Source organism: Kibdelosporangium banguiense (assembly GCF_017876405.1).
GTDB lineage: Bacteria > Actinomycetota > Actinomycetes > Mycobacteriales > Pseudonocardiaceae > Kibdelosporangium > Kibdelosporangium banguiense.
Genome location: NZ_JAGINW010000001.1, coordinates 5,126,062 through 5,146,464 on the forward strand (window position 1 = coordinate 5,126,062; position 20,403 = coordinate 5,146,464).

Annotated in this window: 15 protein-coding genes; 11 read left to right on the plus strand and 4 right to left on the minus strand. The window is 66.3% G+C overall.

Annotation, left to right across the window (positions count from 1 at the left end):
• The first annotated feature begins 54 nt into the window (after nucleotides 1–54).
• From JOF56_RS24340 to JOF56_RS24360, 5 genes are all read left to right on the plus strand, one after another.
• A complete protein-coding gene (locus JOF56_RS24340) occupies nucleotides 55–1,176 on the plus strand; it encodes a DUF5685 family protein (protein WP_209641843.1) in 1,122 nt (373 codons plus the stop codon).
• A 47-nt stretch (nucleotides 1,177–1,223) separates the two neighbouring features.
• Nucleotides 1,224–3,392: an excinuclease ABC subunit UvrB gene (uvrB, locus tag JOF56_RS24345; protein ID WP_209641844.1), complete on the plus strand. Its 2,169-nt coding sequence runs from the start codon at nucleotides 1,224–1,226 to the stop codon at nucleotides 3,390–3,392.
• A gap of 41 nt (nucleotides 3,393–3,433) precedes the next feature.
• Nucleotides 3,434–3,706: a type II toxin-antitoxin system VapB family antitoxin gene (locus tag JOF56_RS24350; RefSeq protein ID WP_209641845.1), complete on the plus strand. Its 273-nt coding sequence runs from the start codon at nucleotides 3,434–3,436 to the stop codon at nucleotides 3,704–3,706.
• Complete coding sequence (locus JOF56_RS24355; RefSeq protein ID WP_209641846.1) at nucleotides 3,703–4,104, plus strand: type II toxin-antitoxin system VapC family toxin; 402 nt, start codon at nucleotides 3,703–3,705, stop codon at nucleotides 4,102–4,104. Before JOF56_RS24350 ends, JOF56_RS24355 begins: the two co-directional genes overlap by 4 nt.
• Nucleotides 4,105–4,280: 176 nt before the next feature.
• Nucleotides 4,281–6,857 (plus strand): NPCBM/NEW2 domain-containing protein, encoded by a 2,577-nt coding sequence (locus JOF56_RS24360; RefSeq protein WP_209641847.1) that lies wholly within the window; start codon nucleotides 4,281–4,283, stop codon nucleotides 6,855–6,857.
• A 204-nt stretch (nucleotides 6,858–7,061) separates the two neighbouring features.
• Here the strand turns inward: JOF56_RS24360 and JOF56_RS24365 are convergent, their stop codons facing one another.
• A complete protein-coding gene (locus tag JOF56_RS24365; RefSeq protein ID WP_209641848.1) occupies nucleotides 7,062–7,988 on the minus strand; it encodes an ABC transporter permease in 927 nt (308 codons plus the stop codon).
• A gap of 181 nt (nucleotides 7,989–8,169) precedes the next feature.
• A complete protein-coding gene (locus tag JOF56_RS24370) occupies nucleotides 8,170–11,019 on the minus strand; it encodes an alpha/beta fold hydrolase (RefSeq protein WP_209641849.1) in 2,850 nt (949 codons plus the stop codon).
• Nucleotides 11,020–11,339: 320 nt separating this feature from the next.
• On the opposite strand from JOF56_RS24370, the gene JOF56_RS24375 reads away from it, so the two are divergent.
• Together JOF56_RS24375 and JOF56_RS24380 are read left to right on the plus strand one after the other, a co-directional pair.
• A complete protein-coding gene (locus JOF56_RS24375; protein ID WP_209641850.1) occupies nucleotides 11,340–12,350 on the plus strand; it encodes a TerC family protein in 1,011 nt (336 codons plus the stop codon).
• Between the two features lie 53 nt (nucleotides 12,351–12,403).
• On the plus strand, nucleotides 12,404–14,305 hold the full coding sequence (locus JOF56_RS24380; protein WP_209641851.1) for a S9 family peptidase: 1,902 nt from the start codon (nucleotides 12,404–12,406) through the stop codon (nucleotides 14,303–14,305).
• Here the strand turns inward: JOF56_RS24380 and JOF56_RS24385 are convergent.
• Nucleotides 14,302–14,958, minus strand: coding sequence for an RES family NAD+ phosphorylase (locus JOF56_RS24385; protein WP_209641852.1), 657 nt, complete (start codon nucleotides 14,956–14,958; stop codon nucleotides 14,302–14,304). The two genes, JOF56_RS24380 and JOF56_RS24385, sit on opposite strands and share 4 nt — an antisense overlap.
• Nucleotides 14,959–14,993: 35 nt before the next feature.
• On the minus strand, nucleotides 14,994–15,578 hold the full coding sequence (locus JOF56_RS24390; protein WP_209641853.1) for a DNA-binding protein: 585 nt from the start codon (nucleotides 15,576–15,578) through the stop codon (nucleotides 14,994–14,996).
• Nucleotides 15,579–15,724: 146 nt separating this feature from the next.
• Here JOF56_RS24390 and JOF56_RS24395 point away from each other — a divergent pair, with 146 nt between their 5' ends.
• From JOF56_RS24395 to JOF56_RS24410, 4 genes are all read left to right on the plus strand, one after another.
• On the plus strand, nucleotides 15,725–16,288 hold the full coding sequence (locus JOF56_RS24395) for an ASCH domain-containing protein (protein WP_209641854.1): 564 nt from the start codon (nucleotides 15,725–15,727) through the stop codon (nucleotides 16,286–16,288).
• 99 nt (nucleotides 16,289–16,387) lie between these two features.
• Nucleotides 16,388–17,917 (plus strand): sugar ABC transporter ATP-binding protein, encoded by a 1,530-nt coding sequence (locus JOF56_RS24400; protein WP_209641855.1) that lies wholly within the window; start codon nucleotides 16,388–16,390, stop codon nucleotides 17,915–17,917.
• An 8-nt stretch (nucleotides 17,918–17,925) separates the two neighbouring features.
• A complete protein-coding gene (locus JOF56_RS24405) occupies nucleotides 17,926–18,939 on the plus strand; it encodes an ABC transporter permease (protein ID WP_209648451.1) in 1,014 nt (337 codons plus the stop codon).
• A gap of 21 nt (nucleotides 18,940–18,960) precedes the next feature.
• Nucleotides 18,961–19,962, plus strand: coding sequence for a substrate-binding domain-containing protein (locus JOF56_RS24410; protein WP_209641856.1), 1,002 nt, complete (start codon nucleotides 18,961–18,963; stop codon nucleotides 19,960–19,962).
• The last annotated feature ends 441 nt before the right edge of the window (nucleotides 19,963–20,403 follow it).

Genomic DNA, 20,403 nt, shown 5'->3' on the forward strand with positions numbered 1-20,403 from the left:
GAATGGGTGACTACGGGCTAGTATGCCCGCCGGCATACAGAGGGGTGGGCGCTCATGTTCGGGATCATCAGACCCTGTCGTCACCGGCTTTCACCACAGCTTTCGACTTCGTGGCTGAGTCACCTTTGCGGTCTCTGCCTGGCATTGCGCGACGATCACGGCCAACTGGCGCGGGCCGTGACGAACTACGACGGCCTGGTGGTCTCGGCGCTCGTGCAAGCCCAGTCCGAGACGACCACGATGCGCAAGGCCGGTCCGTGCCCCCTTCGGGGCATGCGTACCAGCCCGATCGTGCAGGGTTCCGGTGCCCGATTGGCCGCCGCGGTGTCCTTGGTACTCGCCTCCGCCAAGATCAACGATCACGTCGCGGACCGGGACGGTGTTTTCGGCAGGCGCGGCGTTTCCGGTGTGGCGCAACGAGTCGCCGGGCGGTGGGCGAAGCAGGGTGCGCTGACCGGCTCGTCGATCGACTTCGACACGGCCGTACTGCTGGACGCCGTCGCCGCCCAGCCCGCCGTGGAGGCCTCACTGGGACTCGGCGGTTCGTTGCTCACCGCGACCGAGCCGACCGAGACCGCCACCGCGGCTGCCTTCGCGCATACGGCTGTGTTGAGCGGGCGCCCGCAGAACGTGCCCGCGCTGTCGGAGGCCGGCAGGCTGTTCGGCCGGATCGCGCACCTGGTCGACGCGGTAGAGGATCTTGAGGACGACCGCGCGTCCGGTGCCTGGAACCCATTGCTGGCGACCGGTACCTCGCTGGAGGAGACCCGTCGGTTGTGCGACGACGCCGTGCTCGGCGTACGGCTGGCGTTGCGTGAGGCGGAGTTCGTCGACGACAAGCTCATCCACGCTTTGTTGGCGCACGAGCTCGACCATGCGATTCAGCGTGCGTTCGGCGACGTGCACGGCCACCCCACCTCGGAAAAGACGGAGAAGGAAGAGCGGCGGGACAAGCGGTACTCGGAGCGCAAACTGCCGCGTAGCTGGGGTGCTGCGTGCGGCGTCGCCATGTTCATGTTCTGCACGTGCCAGTACTGCTGTGCGGATCCGTACCACGACCCGTGGACCGGCGAGCCCAAGCCAGGCTGGTGCCACCGCTGCGACTGCGACTGCTGTGACTGCAGTTGCTGTGACTGTGACGGCTGCTGCTGCGATGGGTGCGGTTGTGACTGCTGACCTGGGCAAATCGAAAACTGTCGGACCCTGGGCATAGAGTCTTTGTCGTGGCTTTCGCGACTGAGTACCCAGTGCTCGCCCACTCCGAATTCCGGCCGGTGAGCGAGATCCCCCGCACGTCCGGCCGCTTCCAGGTGGTCAGTGACTACAAGCCTGCCGGTGACCAGCCGGCGGCCATCGCCGAGCTCGATCGCCGGATCGGCGCGGGTGAGAAGGACGTCGTGCTGCTGGGCGCCACGGGTACGGGCAAGTCGGCCACCACGGCCTGGCTGATCGAGAAGATCCAGCGCCCGACGCTGGTGCTCGCGCCGAACAAGACGCTGGCCGCCCAGCTGGCCAACGAGCTGCGCGAGTTCTTCCCGCACAACGCGGTCGAGTACTTCGTCAGCTACTACGACTACTACCAGCCTGAGGCGTACATCCCGCAGACGGATACGTACATCGAGAAGGACTCCTCGATCAACGACGACGTCGAGCGGCTGCGGCACTCGGCGACGTCGAACCTGCTCTCGCGGCGGGATGTCATCGTCGTCGCCTCGGTGTCGTGCATTTACGGCCTCGGTACTCCGCAGTCGTATCTCGACCGGTCGATCGAGGTCACGGTCGGCGCGGAGATCGAGCGCGAGGTGCTGCTGCGCGCGCTGGTCGATGTTCAGTACACGCGCAACGACCTGGCGTTCGCGCGTGGCACCTTCCGGGTGCGCGGCGACACCATCGAGATCATCCCGGCGTACGAGGAGCTCGCGGTCCGGATCGAGCTGTTCGGCGACGAGGTCGACAAGCTGTACTACCTGCACCCGCTGACCGGCGACATCGTCCGCGAGGTCGACACGCTGCGGATCTTCCCGGCCACGCACTATGTCGCGGGGCCGGAGCGGATGGAGCGGGCGATCGTCGCGATCGAGAAGGAGCTCGAGGAGCGGCTGGCGGAGTTCGAGCGGCAGGGCAAGCTGCTGGAGGCGCAGCGCCTGCGGATGCGCACGACGTACGACATCGAGATGATGCGGCAGGTCGGCTTCTGCTCCGGCATCGAGAACTACTCCCGGCACATCGACGGCCGGGAGGCGGGGTCCGCGCCGGCGACGCTGATCGACTACTTCCCCGAAGACTTCCTGATGGTCATCGACGAGTCGCATGGGACCGTGCCCCAGGTCGGCGGCATGTACGAGGGCGACGCCTCGCGTAAGCGCAACCTGGTCGAACACGGCTTCCGGCTGCCGAGCGCGCTCGACAACAGGCCGTTGACATGGGAGGAATTCCAGGACCGGATCGGTCAGACCGTCTATCTATCGGCAACCCCCGGCCCGTACGAGATGGGCCAAACGGGTGGTGAATTCGTCGAGCAGGTGATCCGGCCGACCGGCCTGATCGACCCCGAGGTGATCATCAAACCGACCAAGGGCCAGATCGACGACCTGGTCGGCGAGATCAGGGAGCGCGCGGAGAAGGACGAGCGCGTCCTGGTCACCACGCTGACCAAGAAGATGGCCGAGGACCTGACGGACTACCTGCTGGAGCTCGGTATCCGGGTCCGGTACCTGCACTCCGAGGTCGATACGCTGCGGCGCGTGGAGCTGCTGCGCCAGCTGCGGACCGGCGAGTACGACGTGCTGGTCGGCATCAACCTGCTGCGTGAAGGCCTGGACCTGCCCGAGGTCTCCCTGGTCGCGATCCTCGACGCGGACAAGGAAGGCTTCCTGCGCTCAGGCACAAGCCTGATCCAGACCATCGGCCGTGCCGCCCGTAACGTCTCCGGCCAGGTCCACATGTACGCCGACAAGGTCACCGCCGCGATGCAGCACGCCATCGACGAGACAAACCGCCGCCGCGCCAAGCAGATTGCGTACAACGAAGAACGCGGCCTGGACCCCCAGCCGCTGCGCAAGAAGATCGCCGACATCCTCGACCGCGTCTACCAGGAGGCGGACGACGACGAGGTCCCCGTCGGCGGCTCCGGCCGCAACGTCTCCCGCGGCAAGAAACCGACCGGCGAGAAGAACAAGTCCGGCACCGGCGGCCGCAGCTCCGGCGTCCTGGCCGACCGCGACATCACCAAGATGCCCCGCGCCGAACTCGCCGACCTGGTCCAGCAACTCACCGACCAGATGATGAACGCCGCCCGCGACCTGCAGTTCGAACTGGCCGCCCGCCTCCGCGACGAAATCCACGACCTGAAGAAAGAACTCCGCGGCATGGACGCAGCAGGAATCAAGTAGCTCAAGGTGCACCTTTACACCATGTAAGTTACATTTACACCATGGCCATGAACATCAAGGACGCCGAGACAGAGCGGCTGGCCAGCGAAGTCGCGGAGCTGACAGGCGAGAGCAAGACGGCTGCGGTTCGTACATCTCTGCGTGAGCGACGGGATCGACTGTCCGCTCAGCGTGACTACGACCGGCGTATGGCTGAGGCCCGGCAGTTTCTCCAGGACGAGATCTGGTCTCAGATTCCCGCCGACGAGTTGGGCAAGCCGATCACCAAAGCCGAGCGTGAGGAGATCCTGGGCTACGGCCCTGATGGTGTGTGATCGTCGACACGTCGGCGATCATCGCCATCATGCAGGGCGAGCCAGGCCATGAAGATCTGCTGCGTAGCCTGGTGAGGGCTGATGTCGTCCGGATCGGGGCTCCGACTCTGGCGGAGACAGGCGTGGTGCTTCTTGCGCGCCGTGGTGTGCAGGGGCGCGGCCATCTCGCTCGGTTTGTTCAGAGGTTCGCTGTGGAGACTGTGCCCTTCACTCCACAGCATGCCGAAGTAGCCCAGGACGCCTACTACCGATTCGGCAAGGGCAGGCATGTCGCGAAACTGAACATGGGTGATTGCTTCACATACGCGACCGCGTATGTGGCGCGCGAACCACTGCTTTTCGTTGGTGACGACTTCGGTCACACCGACCTGCGATCGGCCCTTGCGCCGCAGTCATGATGCGGGCTGAACGAGCCGACTTTGTTCATTTTCCGGCCTAATACCAGGAATTCTGTCCGCTTTGTCACCGGGTCTGTGGTTGCGCTCTCATGGGCGGGTGCTGTTGGCTTGGGTGTGGTTGTGATGAATGCTGTTCGATTGCCGTCCGCCCACGGATCGACAACGGAGTTGCTGCCATGCGGGGAACACTTGTCCTGGCCGGAGTTCTGGCTCTCGCAGCCGTAAGTGGTCCGCCTGTGATCGCCGCTCCTGCGGCGGCGGGCGACGTCACCGCCGACATCTCGCGAAATCCGGCTACCGGGATCTTCGAACTGACTGTCCAGAAGGCAGGCCGTGTGGTGCTGCCCGCGAGTCCACTGGGGATTCGCACCGCGACCGCGGACCTCACGACCGGGCTGCGGGAAACGGCCAGAAGTACCAGGGTTGTGAACGAGACCTACCGGATGACCACGGGCAAACGCCTGGACCGGGCTGTCCAGCACACCGAGACCAGGATTTCCCTTGCCGACACGGGAAATGCACGGTTCGACCTGGTCCTGAGGGTTGCCCCGGACGGAGTGGCCTATCGGTACGAGCTGCAGGCGGCGACCGACGTCCTGAGTGAGGCGTCAGCGTTCGCCATACCAGGCAACGCAAGCGCTTGGTTGATGGACTACAGCCCGCAGCATGAGAACCAGCGGTTCCGGACCACAGCGGGCGGGGCCGCGCTGCGGGAGTACGGCAATCCCTCCCTGTTCCAGATCGGCCAGGATTTCGTTCTGCTGACTGAATCCAATGTGGATGGACGGTATGCGGGCAGCTCGCTTGTGCACACCGGCGGTGGCAGATATCAGGTTCAGCTGAAGGACCAACGGGTGCTGGGTGCGCGGATCGGGCCGTGGCGCACCATGATCGTGGGGGATCTGGCCACGGTCACCGAGTCGACACTGGTCGACGACCTGGCTGATCCGTCCAGGATCTCCGACACGAGCTGGATCCGGCCGGGGAAGGTCGCGTGGTCGTGGTTGTCGGAACACAGCAGTCCCAGTGACTTCGAGCGGCAAAGGGTCTATGTGGACTTTGCCGCGCGCAATGGCTGGCCGTACGCGCTTGTCGACGAGGGCTGGAGCAGCCAGTGGGTGCCTGAGCTGACGAGGTACGCACGGGCCAAGGGCGTCGACATTCTGCTCTGGTATCACTGGAACAGTGTGGACACCGCGGATGAGCGCAAGCGGGAATTCGACTTGCTGCAGGCGTGGGGTGTCAAGGGCGTCAAGGTCGACTTCATGGAGTCCGACAGCCAGTCCCGGTATCAGTTCTACGACGCCATCCTCGCCGAGACCGCGCAACGCCATCTGATGATCAACTTCCATGGGTCGACGATTCCGCACGGTCTGGCCAGGGCATGGCCGCATCTGCTGACCATGGAGGCTGTTCACGGCGCCGAGCAGTTGCCGCAGCCGAATGGCAATCCCATTCAGCCGTTCACGCGCAATGTCGTTGGGTCCATGGACTTCACGCCGGTGTCGCTGGAAGTCGGTCCGAGGGTCGCGTCGATCGCACACGAGATCGCCCTGCCGGTGGTGTTCGAGTCCGGCTGGACGCATTTCGCCGACAAACCTGAGGCATACGGCCGGTTCCCGGAGGCGTTGCGCTTCCTGAACCAGGTGCCGACTGTGTGGCATCAGACCGAACTGGTCAACGGCTTCCCAGGCGAGTCCGCGGTGTTCGCGCGGCGCAACGGTGATCGATGGTTCGTCGGCGGGATCGCCTTGGGTGGGGCCAGGACGATGACGGTGCCGCTGAGTTTCCTCGGATCAGGCTCCTGGCTCGTGGAGACGATCAAGGATGGCAGTGGGCGAAGTGACGTCGTGCGTACGACTTCTGTGCATTCGTCCGCGGACACGCTGTCTGTGCCGGTGCCGGAAAACGGTGGGTTCGCGGCGGTCATCTGTCCGGTGACGCCTGGGCGGACGAGTTGCTACCAGCCGATTGCCCAGGTCCCGGACACTTCGTTAACGGTCACTCCGGCCGGCTCGGTCACTGTCACGCCCGGATCGAGTTTCGAGGTGACAGGTTCGTTCACGAACAGTTCGATGCGCCCGTTGACGGACGTCGAACTCAAACCAAGCGTGCCGGCTGGCTGGACTGTCACGGGCGCTCCCGTCACCGCGACGGTTCTCCGGCCGAATGCTGTCCTCAATGCACGATGGACTATCACGGTACCGGCGAACGTGAGCTCCGGCGGCTTCGAGGTTCCCATTGCCGCCGAGTATCAGGTGCCGGACTTCCCGCGAGTTCACGTGGCCAGGACTGTGCGGGGTCTCGTGCCGCTCACCGGCAGCGCCTATGTGAGTGACTTGCCCTTCGACAGTGCGACCAACGGCTGGGGCCCAGTCGAGCGGGACATGTCCAACGGCGAGACGGGCGGTGGTGACGGCCGGACGCTGACTGTCGCTGGAACCACGTACGCCAAAGGCCTCGGTGTACACGCGGTGTCCGACGTCGTGATCTCGTTGGGCGGTACCTGCCGGACGTTCACCGCGTCGGTCGGGCTTGACGACGAGACGACCTCGCCGGGGTCGGTGGCGTTCCAAGTTGTCGGGGACGGCCGGGTGCTCGGCGAAACAGGCGTGATGCGGACCGGGACTCCCGCGGCGCCGATCGCTGTGGATCTCGCCAGCGTTCAGGTCCTGTCGTTGCACGTGTCCGACGGCGGAGATGGCAAGAACTTCGATCATGCCGACTGGGTGAACGCCCACCTGGCCTGCTAGCCGGCCTGGCAGTTTGCTGCAACACGCGCCTGCAACTTGCTGTCACTGCGCCTTTTTGTCGCATAACGGCTGTTCGGTTTGGGCATACTCGCGCTCGTGACTACGGCCGTCAGGCTTGCGTTCGCAGAGCGCTCTGGAGGTGTGCTCTGACGCGCGAGCCTGAGGCGAAGCGGGGGTGGCGGGACGGCCACCCCCGCGACGTTGTCAGCTGGTGACGTCCTTGCGCGTGAAGCGGCGGACAGCCAGGAACGCGAAGAACGCGGCGAAACACACCGCCGAGAACGCGCCCCTGGTCATCTCCGACCAGTCGATATCGGTGGAGATCAGGTCCGACCAGGCGAACGCGTAGTGCGTCGGCAGGTAGTTGCGCAGGTCCTCCAGCGCGGTGATCTGGTCGAGGATCTGCGAGATGATCGCCACCAGGACCGTGCCACCGACCGCGCCGAGCGGCGCGTCCGTGGACACCGACAGGAACAGCGCGAGCGCGGCGACCCACAGCAGGTTGATCGCGATGTAGATCGTCGCGGCGTAGATCGCCATCACGCCGTCGGAGAACGACACCGCGTCACCGGTCGGGCTGACCGCTTCTCCCGCGCCGTACCAGATGATCCCGATGAGCAGCGACACCGTCGGCAGCAACAGCAGCGCGAACATCGACAGGATCCCGGACGCGATCGCCTTCTGCCGGATCAGCCGGTTGCGGGGAATCGGCATCGCCAGCAGGTACTTCAGGCTCGACCAGGACGCCTCACTGGCGATCGTGTCGCCGAAGAAGATCGCCACGATCATCGGCAGCAGGAACGTGCCCGACACGAACAGCGCGAATACCACGAAGTTCGGCGCGCTGGCCGTGGCCAGATCGACGAACCCGCCCTGCCTGCGGTTGGGGTTGCTCTGCCCGATCTCGAACGAGATCACCAGCACGATCGGCAACAGCACCAGCAGGCCCAGCATCAGCTGAGTCCGCCGCCTGCGCAACTGCCGCATCAGTTCGACGCGCAGCCGCAGAGTCCGGCTCGCCTTGTATCCGACGACCGAGCCGTCCGGCGCCACCTTGAGATGCTCGTGCGACGCCGCTTCCTCCATCGCACCGATGGCGGACGGATCAGTATGGACGTTGTTCTGACTCATGCGCCCTCTCCACACAAGCTGGGCTCGTTAAGCCATCCCAGTGATCCCAGTGCGAACGGCCCATTCGCACCGTCTCGCACCCGCACAACCCTCACCCAAGCCCCTACCAGCGATAGAATGGCCAGGGGTCGCCCCCCTGGGATGGGTGGGGGCATACCTATAGGGGATATGGCAGAAATACTCATGCTTTGTTCTCCCCGACCAGCTCGAGGAACGCGTCCTCGAGGCGACGGCGCGGACCGGCCTGCTCCACTGCGACACCGGCCTTGACCAGGGCGCCGAGTGCGTCGGAGCGCGGAGTCCCGTCCAGGTTGGCGTGCACCTGACGGCCCTCCACCACCACGTCTGTCACGCCGGACAACGCACGCAGCACCGAAGCGGCCTCGTCCGGCTGGTCGACGCGGAAGGTGGCTTCGCCGCCGACTGCCGCGATGTCCGCGACCTCGCCGGCTGCGACGAGTTTGCCGCGGTGCATCACGACCACGTGCGTGCAGGCCTGTTCCACCTCGGCGAGCAGGTGGCTGGAGACCAGGACTGTCCGGCCGGTGGCCGCGTAGCGCTTGAGGACCTCGCGCATCTGGTGGATCTGGGGCGGGTCGAGCCCGTTGGTCGGTTCGTCGAGCACGAGCATGTCGGGCAGGCCGAGCATGGCCTGCGCGATCGCCAGCCGCTGGCGCATGCCCTGGCTGTAGGTCCGGACCTTGCGGCGGACCGCGTGGCCCAGGCCGGCGATCTCGATCGCCTCGTCGAAGTGGGCCTGCTCGTCCGGCCGGCCGGTGGCCGCCCAGTAGAGCTTCAGGTTCATCTCGCCCGACAGGTGCGGCAGGAAGCCCGAACCTTCCACGAACGACCCGATGCGCGAGAGCACCGGCGCGCCCGAGTAGACCTTGTGGCCGAAGACCCGGATACTGCCCTCGGTCGGCTGGATCAGGCCCATCAGCATCCGCAACGACGTCGTCTTGCCCGCGCCGTTGGGCCCGAGCAGGCCGAGGACCTGGCCTTTCTCCACCCGGAACGACAGGTTGTCCACCGCGCGCAGACCGCCGGGGTACGACTTGGCCAGCCCTTCGATCACCAACGGGACATCGGTCAGCGAAGGGTCGACGTCATCGGCCCGGCGACGCCGGATCGCGGCGATGATCGCCACGATGACCGCGAGCCCGATCACGACGCCGATCCCGATCAGCGCGAACATCGGCGGGGTCTGGGTCGACCTGGTGCCCGGCACGATCGGGACCTGCAAGGCGTTGTCCGCCAACGAGACCGTGAACGCGGCCGGTTGGGAGGGCACGGCGTAGGCCTGGTCGGTCGTGGTGACCGCGACCTCGATGCGGTGCTCCGCCTCGATCGGCCGGACGATGCCCGGCAGCGTGACCGTGACGTCCGCCGGCAGCTGCGTGATCCGCAGCGGCGACACTGCCGAAGCAGGCAGCGTGCGCGTTCCGGTCGGACCGACGTCGAAGAGCTTCGCGAACAGCACGACGCCGTCGGCCGGCAACGGCTGCCCTGGCACGCCCTCGACTCGAAGCCGCACAGTGGACGCGCCACTGATCAGCAGCTGGCTGGTCAACGGCTCGCTGGAGAACCGGGCCACCTGGCCGGGCAGGTCGATCGCGAGCTGGCTGGCCAGCCGGGACGATCCCGCCACCACCGAACCGAGGCCCGGCATGCTGGTGATCGACCCCGGGTTGCCGCCCGGCGGGTTGACGACCATCTGTTGTGGACCGTTCAAAGTGACCGGTCGCCGTTCGGTCTGCGACCCACCGGTCAGGCCTGGGTACGTCGGCGCGGTGATGGTGCGGACGTTCGGTGTCCCCTGGGCACGCAGCGCGCCCTGTACCGCGTACTCGAAGCTGGTGCCCGGGTCGCTTCCCTTGCCGCGCAGGTGGAAGTCGAACCAGTCGGCGATCTCTGAGCGCAGGCTCGAGCCCGGCCGGCCGCCGTCGTGGCCGCCGGCGTACCAGACCACCTTGACCTTGCCGCCCGCCTGCGCGATCTGCCGCGCGGTGGCATCGGACTGGTCCAGGCCGAACAGCGTGTCCTGCTCGCCCTGCACGATCATGGCCGGCTGGGTGATCCGGCTGGTGACCGACGACGGCGACACCGACTTGAGCAGGTCGATGGTCTGCTGGCTGGCACGCCCGGTGGTGGCCAGTTCCGTGTAGGCCGCGCAGATCTGTGCGGTGAACCGGCCGCACGGGCCCGTTTCCCCGGTTGGGGCGCCGCGCCTGCCAGGCATTCCGCCACCTTGCGGGTCCGAACCGGCGGCCGCCGCGGCCGCGGGGTTCTGCGCGTCGAGCTGCTCGTCGTTGTCCGTGCCGGGTTCGGCGGCTTCGGCGTTCGGGTTGGCGAAGCCCGCCCCGCCCATGCCCGCGGCGAAGAAGACGCCGGCCCAGGACCGTTTGAACACGCCCTGGTCGGCGAACGCGTTGGCCGACGGGGTGTTGGGCACCTGGGCGGCGGTCGCCGAGTTGGGAATCAACGCCTGGGACAGGTCGTTGTACGTGATGACAGGAGCCAACGCGTCGATGCGCTTGTCGTAACCGGCTGCCAGCAGAGAAATGGCGCCACCGTAGGAACCGCCGGTGATACCGACCCTCGGGTCGTTGTCACCGTCCTTTTGCACCTCGGGGCGCTTGGCGAGTTCGGTCACCAGCAGGCTGGTGTCAGCGACTTCGGCGTCCGGTGCGTTCAGCGCGATCTGGCCGGTGCTGCGGCCGAAACCGCGCGCCGACCACGTCAGCACGACAAAGCCCCGCGCGGCGAGTTCACGGGCGTCACCGTCGACGCTCTCTTTGCTCCCGCCGAACCCATGCGCCACAAGCACAGCGGGCGCAGGGGTCTGTTCCGGTAGATAGAGCGTGGTGTCCAGCTGGACTGGCCTGCCCTGGGACTCGCCTGCCGGGACCATCCGGTCCTCGGTCTTGATCACCGGGCCGTCGCTGCCGCTGTTCACCCAGATCAGGGCTCCGGCCGCGACTATCACGGCGACCAGCGCGGACGCCAGCCATCGGAGTTGGTTTTTGGACATTCGGGGCACCTGCGAACCGTATTGGAGCGTTGCTGAGAACTTGCTGTGGGTGACCAAGTGTGCGGCCAAATACCGCCGAACGGGCGGTGTGACCAAGAACAACAACCGGATGGGCGACTCCGTCTGGCGCTGGAGCGGGCCGATGGGGACAATGAGGGCTGCAGTGGAGGGGAGTATTCCTTCGCGGCGGTGTCGTCAACACGGATCTCGACCGCTGGACCAGTGGTAATGAGCCCGGCGCCGTCGGTCGGTGTGCATGTGAGCACCGGCGGGAGAGACCTCCGGTTGGTCGGCTGTGCCCGCCTATCCGGAGGTGATCAATGAGTGTGCCCGTGTGGTTGTGGATCGCGACGATCGCAGGACTTCTGATCCTGCTCGCCATCGATCTGGTCATCGTGGATCGAAAGCCACATGAGGTGACTATCGGTGAGGCCGCCCGCTGGGTGACCTTCTACGTCGCGTGTGCCGTGGTGTTCGGCCTGGGGCTCTGGTACTTCGCCGGAGGCCAGCCCGCCGGTGAGTTCTTCGCCGGGTACATCACCGAGTACTCGCTGTCGGTGGACAACCTCTTCGTCTTCCTGGTGATCATGGGTGCGTTCAAGGTGCCCGCGATCCACCAGCACAAGGTCCTGCTGATCGGCATCCTGCTGGCCCTGGCGATGCGCAGCATCTTCATCTTCCTGGGCGCGGCCGTGATCGCCGAGTTCAGCTGGGTCTTCTTCCTGTTCGGTGCCTTCCTGATCTACACCGCGTACACGTTCCTCAAGCAGAACCACGCTGAGGAGGAAGAGGAGTACAAGGAGAACGGCGCCACGAAGCTGGCGCGCAAGTTCCTGCCGGTCACCGACGACTACCACGGTGCGAAGTCGTTCGTGCGGGTCGCCGGCAAGCGCATGGTCACGCCGATGTTCATCGTGATGGTGGCGATCGGTACCGCGGACCTGCTGTTCGCGGTCGACTCCATCCCGGCGATCTTCGGCCTGACCAAGGAACCGTTCCTGGTCTTCTCGGCCAACGCGTTCGCCCTGATGGGCCTGCGCCAGCTGTACTTCCTGCTGGGCGGTCTGCTCAACAAGCTGGTGTACCTGCAGATCGGGCTGGCCGCGATCCTGGCCTTCATCGGTGTGAAGCTGGTGCTCGAGGCGCTGCACTCCAACGAGCTGCCGTTCATCAACGGCGGTGAGCACGTCAACGTCTGGGTGCCGAACATCACGGTGTCGCTCAGCGTGATCGTGGGTGTGCTGGCCATCACCACGATCGCCAGCCTGCTCAAGACCAGGCGGGACAATGCCGGCAAGAAGGAGCCTGCGGAGGTTACGACTTCCAGCTGAACGGCCGAAAGACGGGTCGTGAGCTTGGCTAATGATCGGGTAGCGTCGGCTGCGTGCGTCCTGGTGACATCGAGCTGCTGACGGTTCCCGACTCGGTCAGCCTGCGGGGTGAGTTGCTGCTGGTGGCGGCGACTCGCCCCGTACTGGCGGACAACACCTATCTCGGTGGCCTGCATCGGGTCGCCCTCGACGGTTCCGGCACCAGGCCCTGGACGTACGGCTACAGCGACGCGGCGCCGGAGATCTCACCGGACGGCAAGTGGGTCGCGTTCCTCCGCCGGACCTCGACTGAGGACCGGCCGCAGCTCTACGTGCAGCCCACCGACGGCGGCGACGCACGTGCCCTGACAAAAGCGGATGATCTACCGCTGGGCGTCCAGGCCCCGGTGTGGTCGCCGGATTCCGGCCGGATCGCGTTCCTGGCCCGGATTCCCCAACAGGGCCGCTATTCGTCTTCGGTGCCTGCGCAGTCCGAGTCGTTCCGCCGGATCACGCGGCTGGATTACCGATGGGATGACGTCGGATTCATTCTCGACCGGCTGCCACGATTGTTCGTCACCGATCTGGCCGGTGAGGTGACCGAACTCGCTGGGGGTGCTGCCGATATCGGCCGGCCCGCGTGGACACCCGATGGTGCGTATCTGGTCGTGGCCGCGCCGCCGGACTGGGCGGACAGCCCGCAGACGCAGCGGCGAGACGTGTTCGCCATCCCGGCATCCGGCGGTTCCCCGAATCCAGTCGTCCGGACCGAAGGCGACGCATTCCAGATCACCGCAGGTGACGGGTTCCTGGTGTTCACCGGGCGTTCGTTCGACGGGGATTTCACGGCTGTGGCGAACACCGGCCTGTGGACCGCGCCGTTCACAGTGGACAAACCGGCCACCGCCCGGCGGCTGACCGATGTGGAAAGCGTGGACTGCGAGGACATAACCCCGCAGCTGACGGATTCCGCTGTGCTTTTCGGTGTCAGCAACCGCGGTGCGGTGGAACTCCGGTCGGTCGCGTTGTCCGGGGAATCGGTCACGTTGGCGGACACCGAATTGCTCGCGGGCGCGCGCGGCAAGCTCAAGGATTTCGCGGTGGACGGCTCCCGTGTGGTCACCATTGTGTCCACTCCGGACAGCACCGGCCGGGTCGAGTTCGCGGGCACGGTTCTGGCGGATTTCTCCGAGCCGTTGCGGGCCAGTGGTTTATGCGAGATCCGGGAGATCGACGGCGAATCGCCGGACGGCTACCCCTCGCATGGCTGGGTCGTGCTCCCTGAGGGCCCAGGCCCGCACCCGGTGCTGCTGGCCGTGCACGGCGGGCCTTACGCGTTTCACGGATGGGGTTTCTTCGACGAGGCCCAGGTGTACGCGTCCGCCGGATATGCCGTCGTCCTGCCGAATCCCCGCGGTTCGGCGAGTTACGGCGAGGCACACGGCCGAGCGATCGTGCACGCCTTCGGCACGGTCGATGTCGACGACGTTTTGTCGGTTCTGGACAAGGCTTTGGAGCTGCCGGAGCTGGATTCGTCCCGAGTGGGCGTGATGGGCGGTTCCTACGGCGGTTTCATGACCAGCTGGCTCGCCGCCCACCATGGGCAGCGTTTCCGTGCCGCCTGGAGCGAACGTGCCGTCAACGCCTGGGATTCGTTCTCGGGCAGCTCGGACATCGGCTGGGGGTTCACCGAGAGCTACGTCGGCACCGACCTGGAGACCCAGCTCAAGACGAGCCCGTTGACGCACGCGGGCCAGATCAGGATCCCGTTCGCGGTCGTGCACTCCGAACACGACTGGCGCTGCCCGGTCGAACAGGGCCAGCGCATGTTCGTGGCGCTGCACCGGCAGGGCACGCCCGTCGAATTCCTGCTGTTCCCCGGCGAAGGCCATGAGCTGACCCGTTCCGGCCAGCCCAGGCACAGGGCCGAGCGGTTCGAGGCCGTGCTCGAATGGTGGTCCCGCCACCTCGGCTAGCCGAGCAGCGTGTAGTTCAGCTCTTCGCAGATCCGGCCCAACGGCAGGTCAAGGCCGGGGTGGTCCAGCGGCAGCAGCATGTCCGGCGCGGGCGGGATGGCGGTGCCCGCGGGCGGGTCGAACAGGCAGATCGCCGGTTCGCCCATGTCCATCGAGGAGCGGTACCAGACGCCGTCCAGCTCGGGATGTGCCGTGCGGATGGCGCGTGCCCACGTCTGCGTCACGGTTTTCGAGCCGCTGCTGATCTCCTGGGAGGCACCGGCGCGGGTCGGCCAGAGCCCGGACAGGTCCAGCAGGCGTAACGTGCGCTGGGGCCGGAAGACCACCAGGTGCGGCCGTCTGGTCGACCTGTCCACGATGGATGTCGACTGGAAGACCTCGGCGAGGCTCGTGCGCACCGAGAGGCCGAAGTACAGCACGCCGTTGCCGGGGCTGTCGGCCGGGCGGCCCTCCGGGCCGAGCGGGTGCGGGTCGAACCGGCCGTGCGGCAACGGGCCGGTGTACCGGAAGGAGTTCCACCGCTGCCGGTGTGCGCCGCCCGCCGCGAAGATCCGGACCAGGCGCGTGCCGCTGTGTACAGCGACCACGTCCTCGTCGACCCGCAGCAGTGATCTGAGCGCAGCCGGAGTTGGTGGCTGGGGGAGCCGAGCCATACGTTTCTGTCGTCAGCCTGTCAGTCGTCCTGCCGTCACGCCGGGGTTCCGAGGACGGCGGCTAGCGCCGCAACCCTATCGGGATCACCGCCGGCCAGCAGCCACTGCCGGGGTGTACCCGGTTCGCCGCCGAGCACGAGGTCTTCCTGCGGGGTGGTCATGAATGCCGCGACCACGAGCGGGGGCTGGTCGATCGGCAGTGCCGCCAGCACGGTCTCCAGGCCCGGCAGCACGCCTGAGCCGGTGAACTGCCAGGCAGGAAGTCGCCACCCGCCACGGTCCTTCCAGCCGACGAGCCGCCCGGCTGCGAGCCTGTGCCGGATGCGGCTGGTGTCCACACCGACCGTGGCCGCCGCGTCGGACACAGTCAGCGCCGAGTCCCGCAGAACGGCCTGCGCGGCCACCGTCCTGGCCCGGGAATCGACTTCGTCCGGGCGGCGGGGGTGCAGGTCGAGGCCCACTTCGGTGAGTGTCTCCCGCTGGTCGGCCGAGAAGTACTCGGCCGGGTTCGGGTTGGGTGGCGAAAGCCGCCGTGCCGCGTCCTCGACCAGGCCCAGGAACTCACCGGGGGTGACGCGTAGCCCCGCTTTGGCCAAAACCGTCTCCAGCGCGATGCTCATGCGCATAGACTAGCGCGGATGTGCGGGTTCGTGCGGGTTTGTGAAGAATTTCACGAAGATGAATACAGATCGCACATAGTTCAACACGGTGTGTGCAACTCTTCCCACTATGCCGGGCGGAGGGTGCTCTGTCGAGAGGTGCGGCGATGCTGATCAGGCTGAACGTCCTGGAGGCGATCCGCAGCGGCGACGTCACACTGGCGTTTCGTCGCTGGCGCAGACCGACTGTCAAGGCGGGCGGAATGCTACGGACCGCGGTCGGCGTACTGGCTGTCGTGAGCGTCGAGCCGGTCGCGTTGCGGCGGATCACGGCCAAGGACGCCCGTCAAGCGGGCTATCGGACCCTCTCGGAGTTGACCGCGTTCCTGGCAGGCCGGGAAGGTGACGTCTATCGGGTCGAGTTGCGGTTCGTCGGCGAGGACCCGCGGGTGTCGCTGCGGGAGTCTGTGCCGGACGTGGCGGAGTTCGGCGAGATCCGGGACCGGTTGCGCCGGATGGACGAGCGAAGCAGGCGTGGACCGTGGACCCTCACTGTGCTCAGGCTGATCGCCGAGAACCCGGGTGTGCGCGCGCCCGCTCTCGCCGCGCGGCTGGGCCTGGAGACGCGGCCGTTCAAAGCGGACGTCCGCAAGCTCAAGGACCTGGGCCTCACCGAGAGCCTCGAAGTCGGCTACCGGCTCTCGGCCCGTGGCCGGGCGGTTGTCGGATAACAACCAACCTGTAATCGATCTGTCTGCTCTTGACACGTCGCGGGGTCCTCCCTAGCGTCGCGAGTAATCGTTTTCTCGGCCTCCTGGCGAGGGTTGTGGATGGACAACGGCGTCGTGCCACTGGTTGAACTGGTCCGGATCGGCAAGTCCTACGGCGGGGTGAGGGCTTGCCACGACGTGGATTTCACTGTGCACTCCGGCGAAGTGCATGCCCTGCTTGGTGAGAACGGCGCGGGCAAGTCGACGCTGATGCGCGTGCTCTGCGGCGATGTGACCGACCACAGCGGTGAGATCACTGTGGCCGGTCACGCCGTGCGTTTCCACAGTCCGGCTGACGCGCAGAAAGCCGGGATCGCCATGATCCACCAGGAACTCGACCTCGTGCCGGGGCTCTCGGTCGCGGAGAACATCTTCCTGGGGCGTGAACCCCGCACCCGGTTACGCACGCTGGACCGTCGCGCGATGACCCGTGAGACCCGCGATCTGTTACGCCGCACCGGAATCGACCTCGACCCGCGACGGATGGTCGGTGAGCTACGGACCGGCGAGCAACAACTTGTCAGTATCGCCAAGGCGTTGTCGCTCGACGCCAAGGTCCTGATCATGGACGAGCCGACGTCCGCGCTGTCTTCCGCTGAGGTCGACCGGATGTTCACCGCCATTGCCGAGCTGCGCCGGGGTGGCACCGCAATCGTCTACATCTCCCATCGGATGGACGAGATCGGCCGGATCGCCGACCGGGCAACGGTCCTGCGCAACGGCTCGGTGGTGGCGCAGTTCGACGCCAGGGACATGACCGCGGACCAGGCCGCTGAGGCGATGATCGGACGTCCGGTGCGGACGATGTTCACCGCGCACCACACCGACGAGGCCGGCGAGAAACTGCTTGAGGTCAACGACCTTGTCGTGCCCCGGTCGCGGCCCGGCCGCCGCGATCCGGCCGGGATCAGCCTCACGGTCCGGCGCGGCGAGATCGTCGGCCTGGCCGGACTGCTGGGGTCCGGCCGGACAGAGCTGCTGGAGACGCTGTTCGGCGCGGGCAGGCGCTGGACCGGCCAGATGTTCGTCAACGGCCGCCCTGTCCGGCCGCGAAACCCCCGGCACGCGATCCGGCTGGGACTGGTCTACGTCCCCGAGGACCGCCGGATCTCCGGGCTCTGCCTGGATCATTCGGTCCTCGCGAACACTGTGTTATCCATTGTGGACAGAATTGCCCGGCTCGGCGTGGTGCCGCGCCGCTCCGAGGTCGGTCAGACCCGCAAGATCGTCCGGGAGCTCGGGGTGAAGCTGGCGACCGTGTACTCGGCAGTGGCCACCCTGTCCGGCGGCAACCAGCAGAAGGTCGTCTTCGGCCGGATGCTGCTCACCGAGCCGGATCTGCTGCTGCTCGACGAGCCGACCCGCGGTGTCGACGTGGGTGCGAAAGCCGAGATCTACCAGTTGCTGGGCAAAGCCGCGCAACGCGGCATCGGTGTGCTGCTCGCGTCTTCCGAGCTGGCGGAGCTCGTGGGGGTCTGCGACCGGGTGATCGTCCTGCGCGGCGGGCGCACTGTCGCCGAACTGACGACGGCACATGCCGGTGAGGCCGACCTGCTCGCCGCTTCGATGGGGGAGGTCGTGCCGCTGTGACAAAACAGATGCAGGAGACCACGGACTTCGTAGCAGTCAGGCGGCCGAGTGTCCTGTCGATGGTGTTCCAGTTCCAGAGCCTGTTCGGGCTGGTCGCCGTGTTCGTCGCGGCGATCGTGTTCTCGCCCAGCCGCAACGGCGACCTGGTGTTCCTGTCCAGCGGGAACCTGTTCAACGTGGTGCGCGCGGTGTCCGAGATCGGGATCATCGCGGTCGGGATGACGTTCGTGATCCTGATCGGCGGGATCGACCTGTCGGTCGGCGCGCTGCTCGGCCTGGCCGCCGTCGGATCCGCGGTTCTGTTGGTGGAGAACGACTTCGGCCTGGTCCCGGCGGTGTCGATCGTACTGCTGGTCGGTCTGGTCTTCGGGTTGCTGCAGGGCGTGGCGTCGGCGGTGTTCAAGATCCAGGCGTTCATCGTCACGCTTGCCGGACTGCAGATCGCGCGTGGGCTGGCGCGGATCTGGTCGGGCGGTCAAGGCGTCGCGATCGCGTACGGCGACGGTCCCGGTGAGGCGCCGATGACGTTCTCGTTGCTCGGTGAACGGACATTCAACGGGCTGGTACCGATTCCGGCGCTGATCTTCATCGTGATCGCGGTCGCGGCAATCCTTTTCCTGCGGGGCACGGCGTTCTCTCGGCACGTCTATGCCATCGGCGGCAACGAGAAGGCTGCCCGGCTGTCCGGTGTCCCGGTCACCCGAGTGAAGATCATCGTGTTCGGAATCTGCGGGCTGCTCACCGCATTGGCCGGGATCATCCACGCGGGCCAGCTCAACCAGGGCAGCCCCAACGACGGCATCGGCTACGAACTCGACGCCATCGCGGCCGTGGTGATCGGCGGGACCAGCCTGGCCGGCGGCCGGGGTTCCGTGCTGGGCACGGTCGCCGGTGCGCTGCTTCTGGGCGTACTGAACAACATTCTGTCGCTCAACGGTGTGAACAACGACATCCAGCTGCTCATCAAGGGATTCGTGATCGTGGTCGTGGCCGGGCTGCAACAGCTCCGGCCGGCTGCCTGACCCTCGGCAAGGAGGAGAAACATGTCCTTACTCCGCGGCGGCGCCATCGCCGGTGTGGCCCTGGTGGTCCTTGCGGGCTGCGGGACCACGAGCGAGAACAGAGGCGGCGGCACACAGCAACAGGGCGCGCCGGCAAACTGCAAAGGCCCGGCCGGAAAGTATGTCATCGGCATGAGCCAGGCGAACGTGGCCGAGCCCTACCGGCAGCGAATGGACGACGACATCCGGGCAGCGGCCCGCGGCGTGCCACAGTTCGAGGTCCGGTTCGCCGACGCACAACAGGACAACGCCCGCCAGGTATCCGATGTGGACAATTTCATGACCCAGCAGATCGACCTGCTGATCATCAGCCCGAACGAGGCCAAACCGCTCACCGCGGTCGTGAAGAAGGCCTACGACAAGGCAATTCCGGTCCTCGTGCTGGACCGCAAGGTCGAAGGCGACGCCTACACCGGCTGGATCGGCGCGGACAACGTGGAAATCGGCCGTCAGGCAGGCAAGTATGTCGCGGAACAACTGCTGCCCAATGGCGGGAAGATCGCCGAGATCCGCGGCCTCGCAGGCTCAACTCCGGCCAAGGAACGCGGCGACGGCTTCCGCGAGTCCATCCGCGGCCGCAACATCGAAATCGTGGTCAGCCAGGACGGCGACTGGCTGAGGGAGAAAGGCCAGGAGAAGGCGGACGCCATCCTGAAGTCCAATCCGGACATCTCAGTGATCTACGCGCACAACGACCCGATGGCCGAAGGCGCCTACCTGGCTGCACGAGCCGCGGGCAAGCAGGACACCCTGAAGTTCATCGGGATAGACGGCCTGCCGATCCCATCAGGTGGCCTGAAAGCCGTTGAGGCAGGCCGACTCTCGGCAACCCTCATCTACCCCACCGCGGGCAGGGAAGCCGTCGAGTCGGCCAAGAAGATCCTGGTGGACTGCCAGCAGATCCCCAAAACCCAGACACTGCAAACCCAATTGATCACCAAGGCGAACGCAACGGAGGTGTATGCCCGAGCAAATGGCGGCTGACCTGCGAAAACTTAAAACTGTCAGACCCCTTCGGTAATGTGAAGATCAGGGGTCCCCTGGCCGAAATGCCACTGCAATGGGTGCTGTGCAGGACCCGGCAATGGGCGCCGTAAAACAGGCGCTGAAACGGGCGCCGAAACGGGCGCTGTAAACGAGTGCTGAAATCGGGCGCCGTGAACGGGTGCTCCGATGACCACTTCGATGACTACCGGGATCGTTGCCAGGATGCCATTGCGATGGTCGCCCGAGGATGTCGCCGTGATGTCTTGGGGATGTCTCTGTGGTTGGCGTCGGGATGCCCGCGGTGGGCGCTGAAATGGGCGCTGTGATGTCGCGGGATGTCGCTGTGATGGCCGGCGGGATATCGCTGGGTTTCTCACCAGGGTGGCGGCTCTGATCGATGTGCGGAGGGTGTCTGACCGGACAACACCATAATGAGGA

Coding starts and splice junctions, on each gene's coding strand:
- JOF56_RS24370 (WP_209641849.1), bottom strand. CDS start 11,019: ATGTCCAAAAACCAACTCCGATGGCTGGCGTCCGCGCTGGTCGCCGTG.
- JOF56_RS24350 (WP_209641845.1), top strand. CDS start 3,434: ATGGCCATGAACATCAAGGACGCCGAGACAGAGCGGCTGGCCAGCGAA.
- JOF56_RS24340 (WP_209641843.1), top strand. CDS start 55: ATGTTCGGGATCATCAGACCCTGTCGTCACCGGCTTTCACCACAGCTT.
- JOF56_RS24395 (WP_209641854.1), top strand. CDS start 15,725: ATGCTGATCAGGCTGAACGTCCTGGAGGCGATCCGCAGCGGCGACGTC.
- JOF56_RS24400 (WP_209641855.1), top strand. CDS start 16,388: ATGGACAACGGCGTCGTGCCACTGGTTGAACTGGTCCGGATCGGCAAG.
- JOF56_RS24360 (WP_209641847.1), top strand. CDS start 4,281: ATGCGGGGAACACTTGTCCTGGCCGGAGTTCTGGCTCTCGCAGCCGTA.
- JOF56_RS24375 (WP_209641850.1), top strand. CDS start 11,340: ATGAGTGTGCCCGTGTGGTTGTGGATCGCGACGATCGCAGGACTTCTG.
- JOF56_RS24390 (WP_209641853.1), bottom strand. CDS start 15,578: ATGAGCATCGCGCTGGAGACGGTTTTGGCCAAAGCGGGGCTACGCGTC.
- JOF56_RS24385 (WP_209641852.1), bottom strand. CDS start 14,958: ATGGCTCGGCTCCCCCAGCCACCAACTCCGGCTGCGCTCAGATCACTG.
- JOF56_RS24365 (WP_209641848.1), bottom strand. CDS start 7,988: ATGAGTCAGAACAACGTCCATACTGATCCGTCCGCCATCGGTGCGATG.
- JOF56_RS24405 (WP_209648451.1), top strand. CDS start 17,926: ATGCAGGAGACCACGGACTTCGTAGCAGTCAGGCGGCCGAGTGTCCTG.
- JOF56_RS24410 (WP_209641856.1), top strand. CDS start 18,961: ATGTCCTTACTCCGCGGCGGCGCCATCGCCGGTGTGGCCCTGGTGGTC.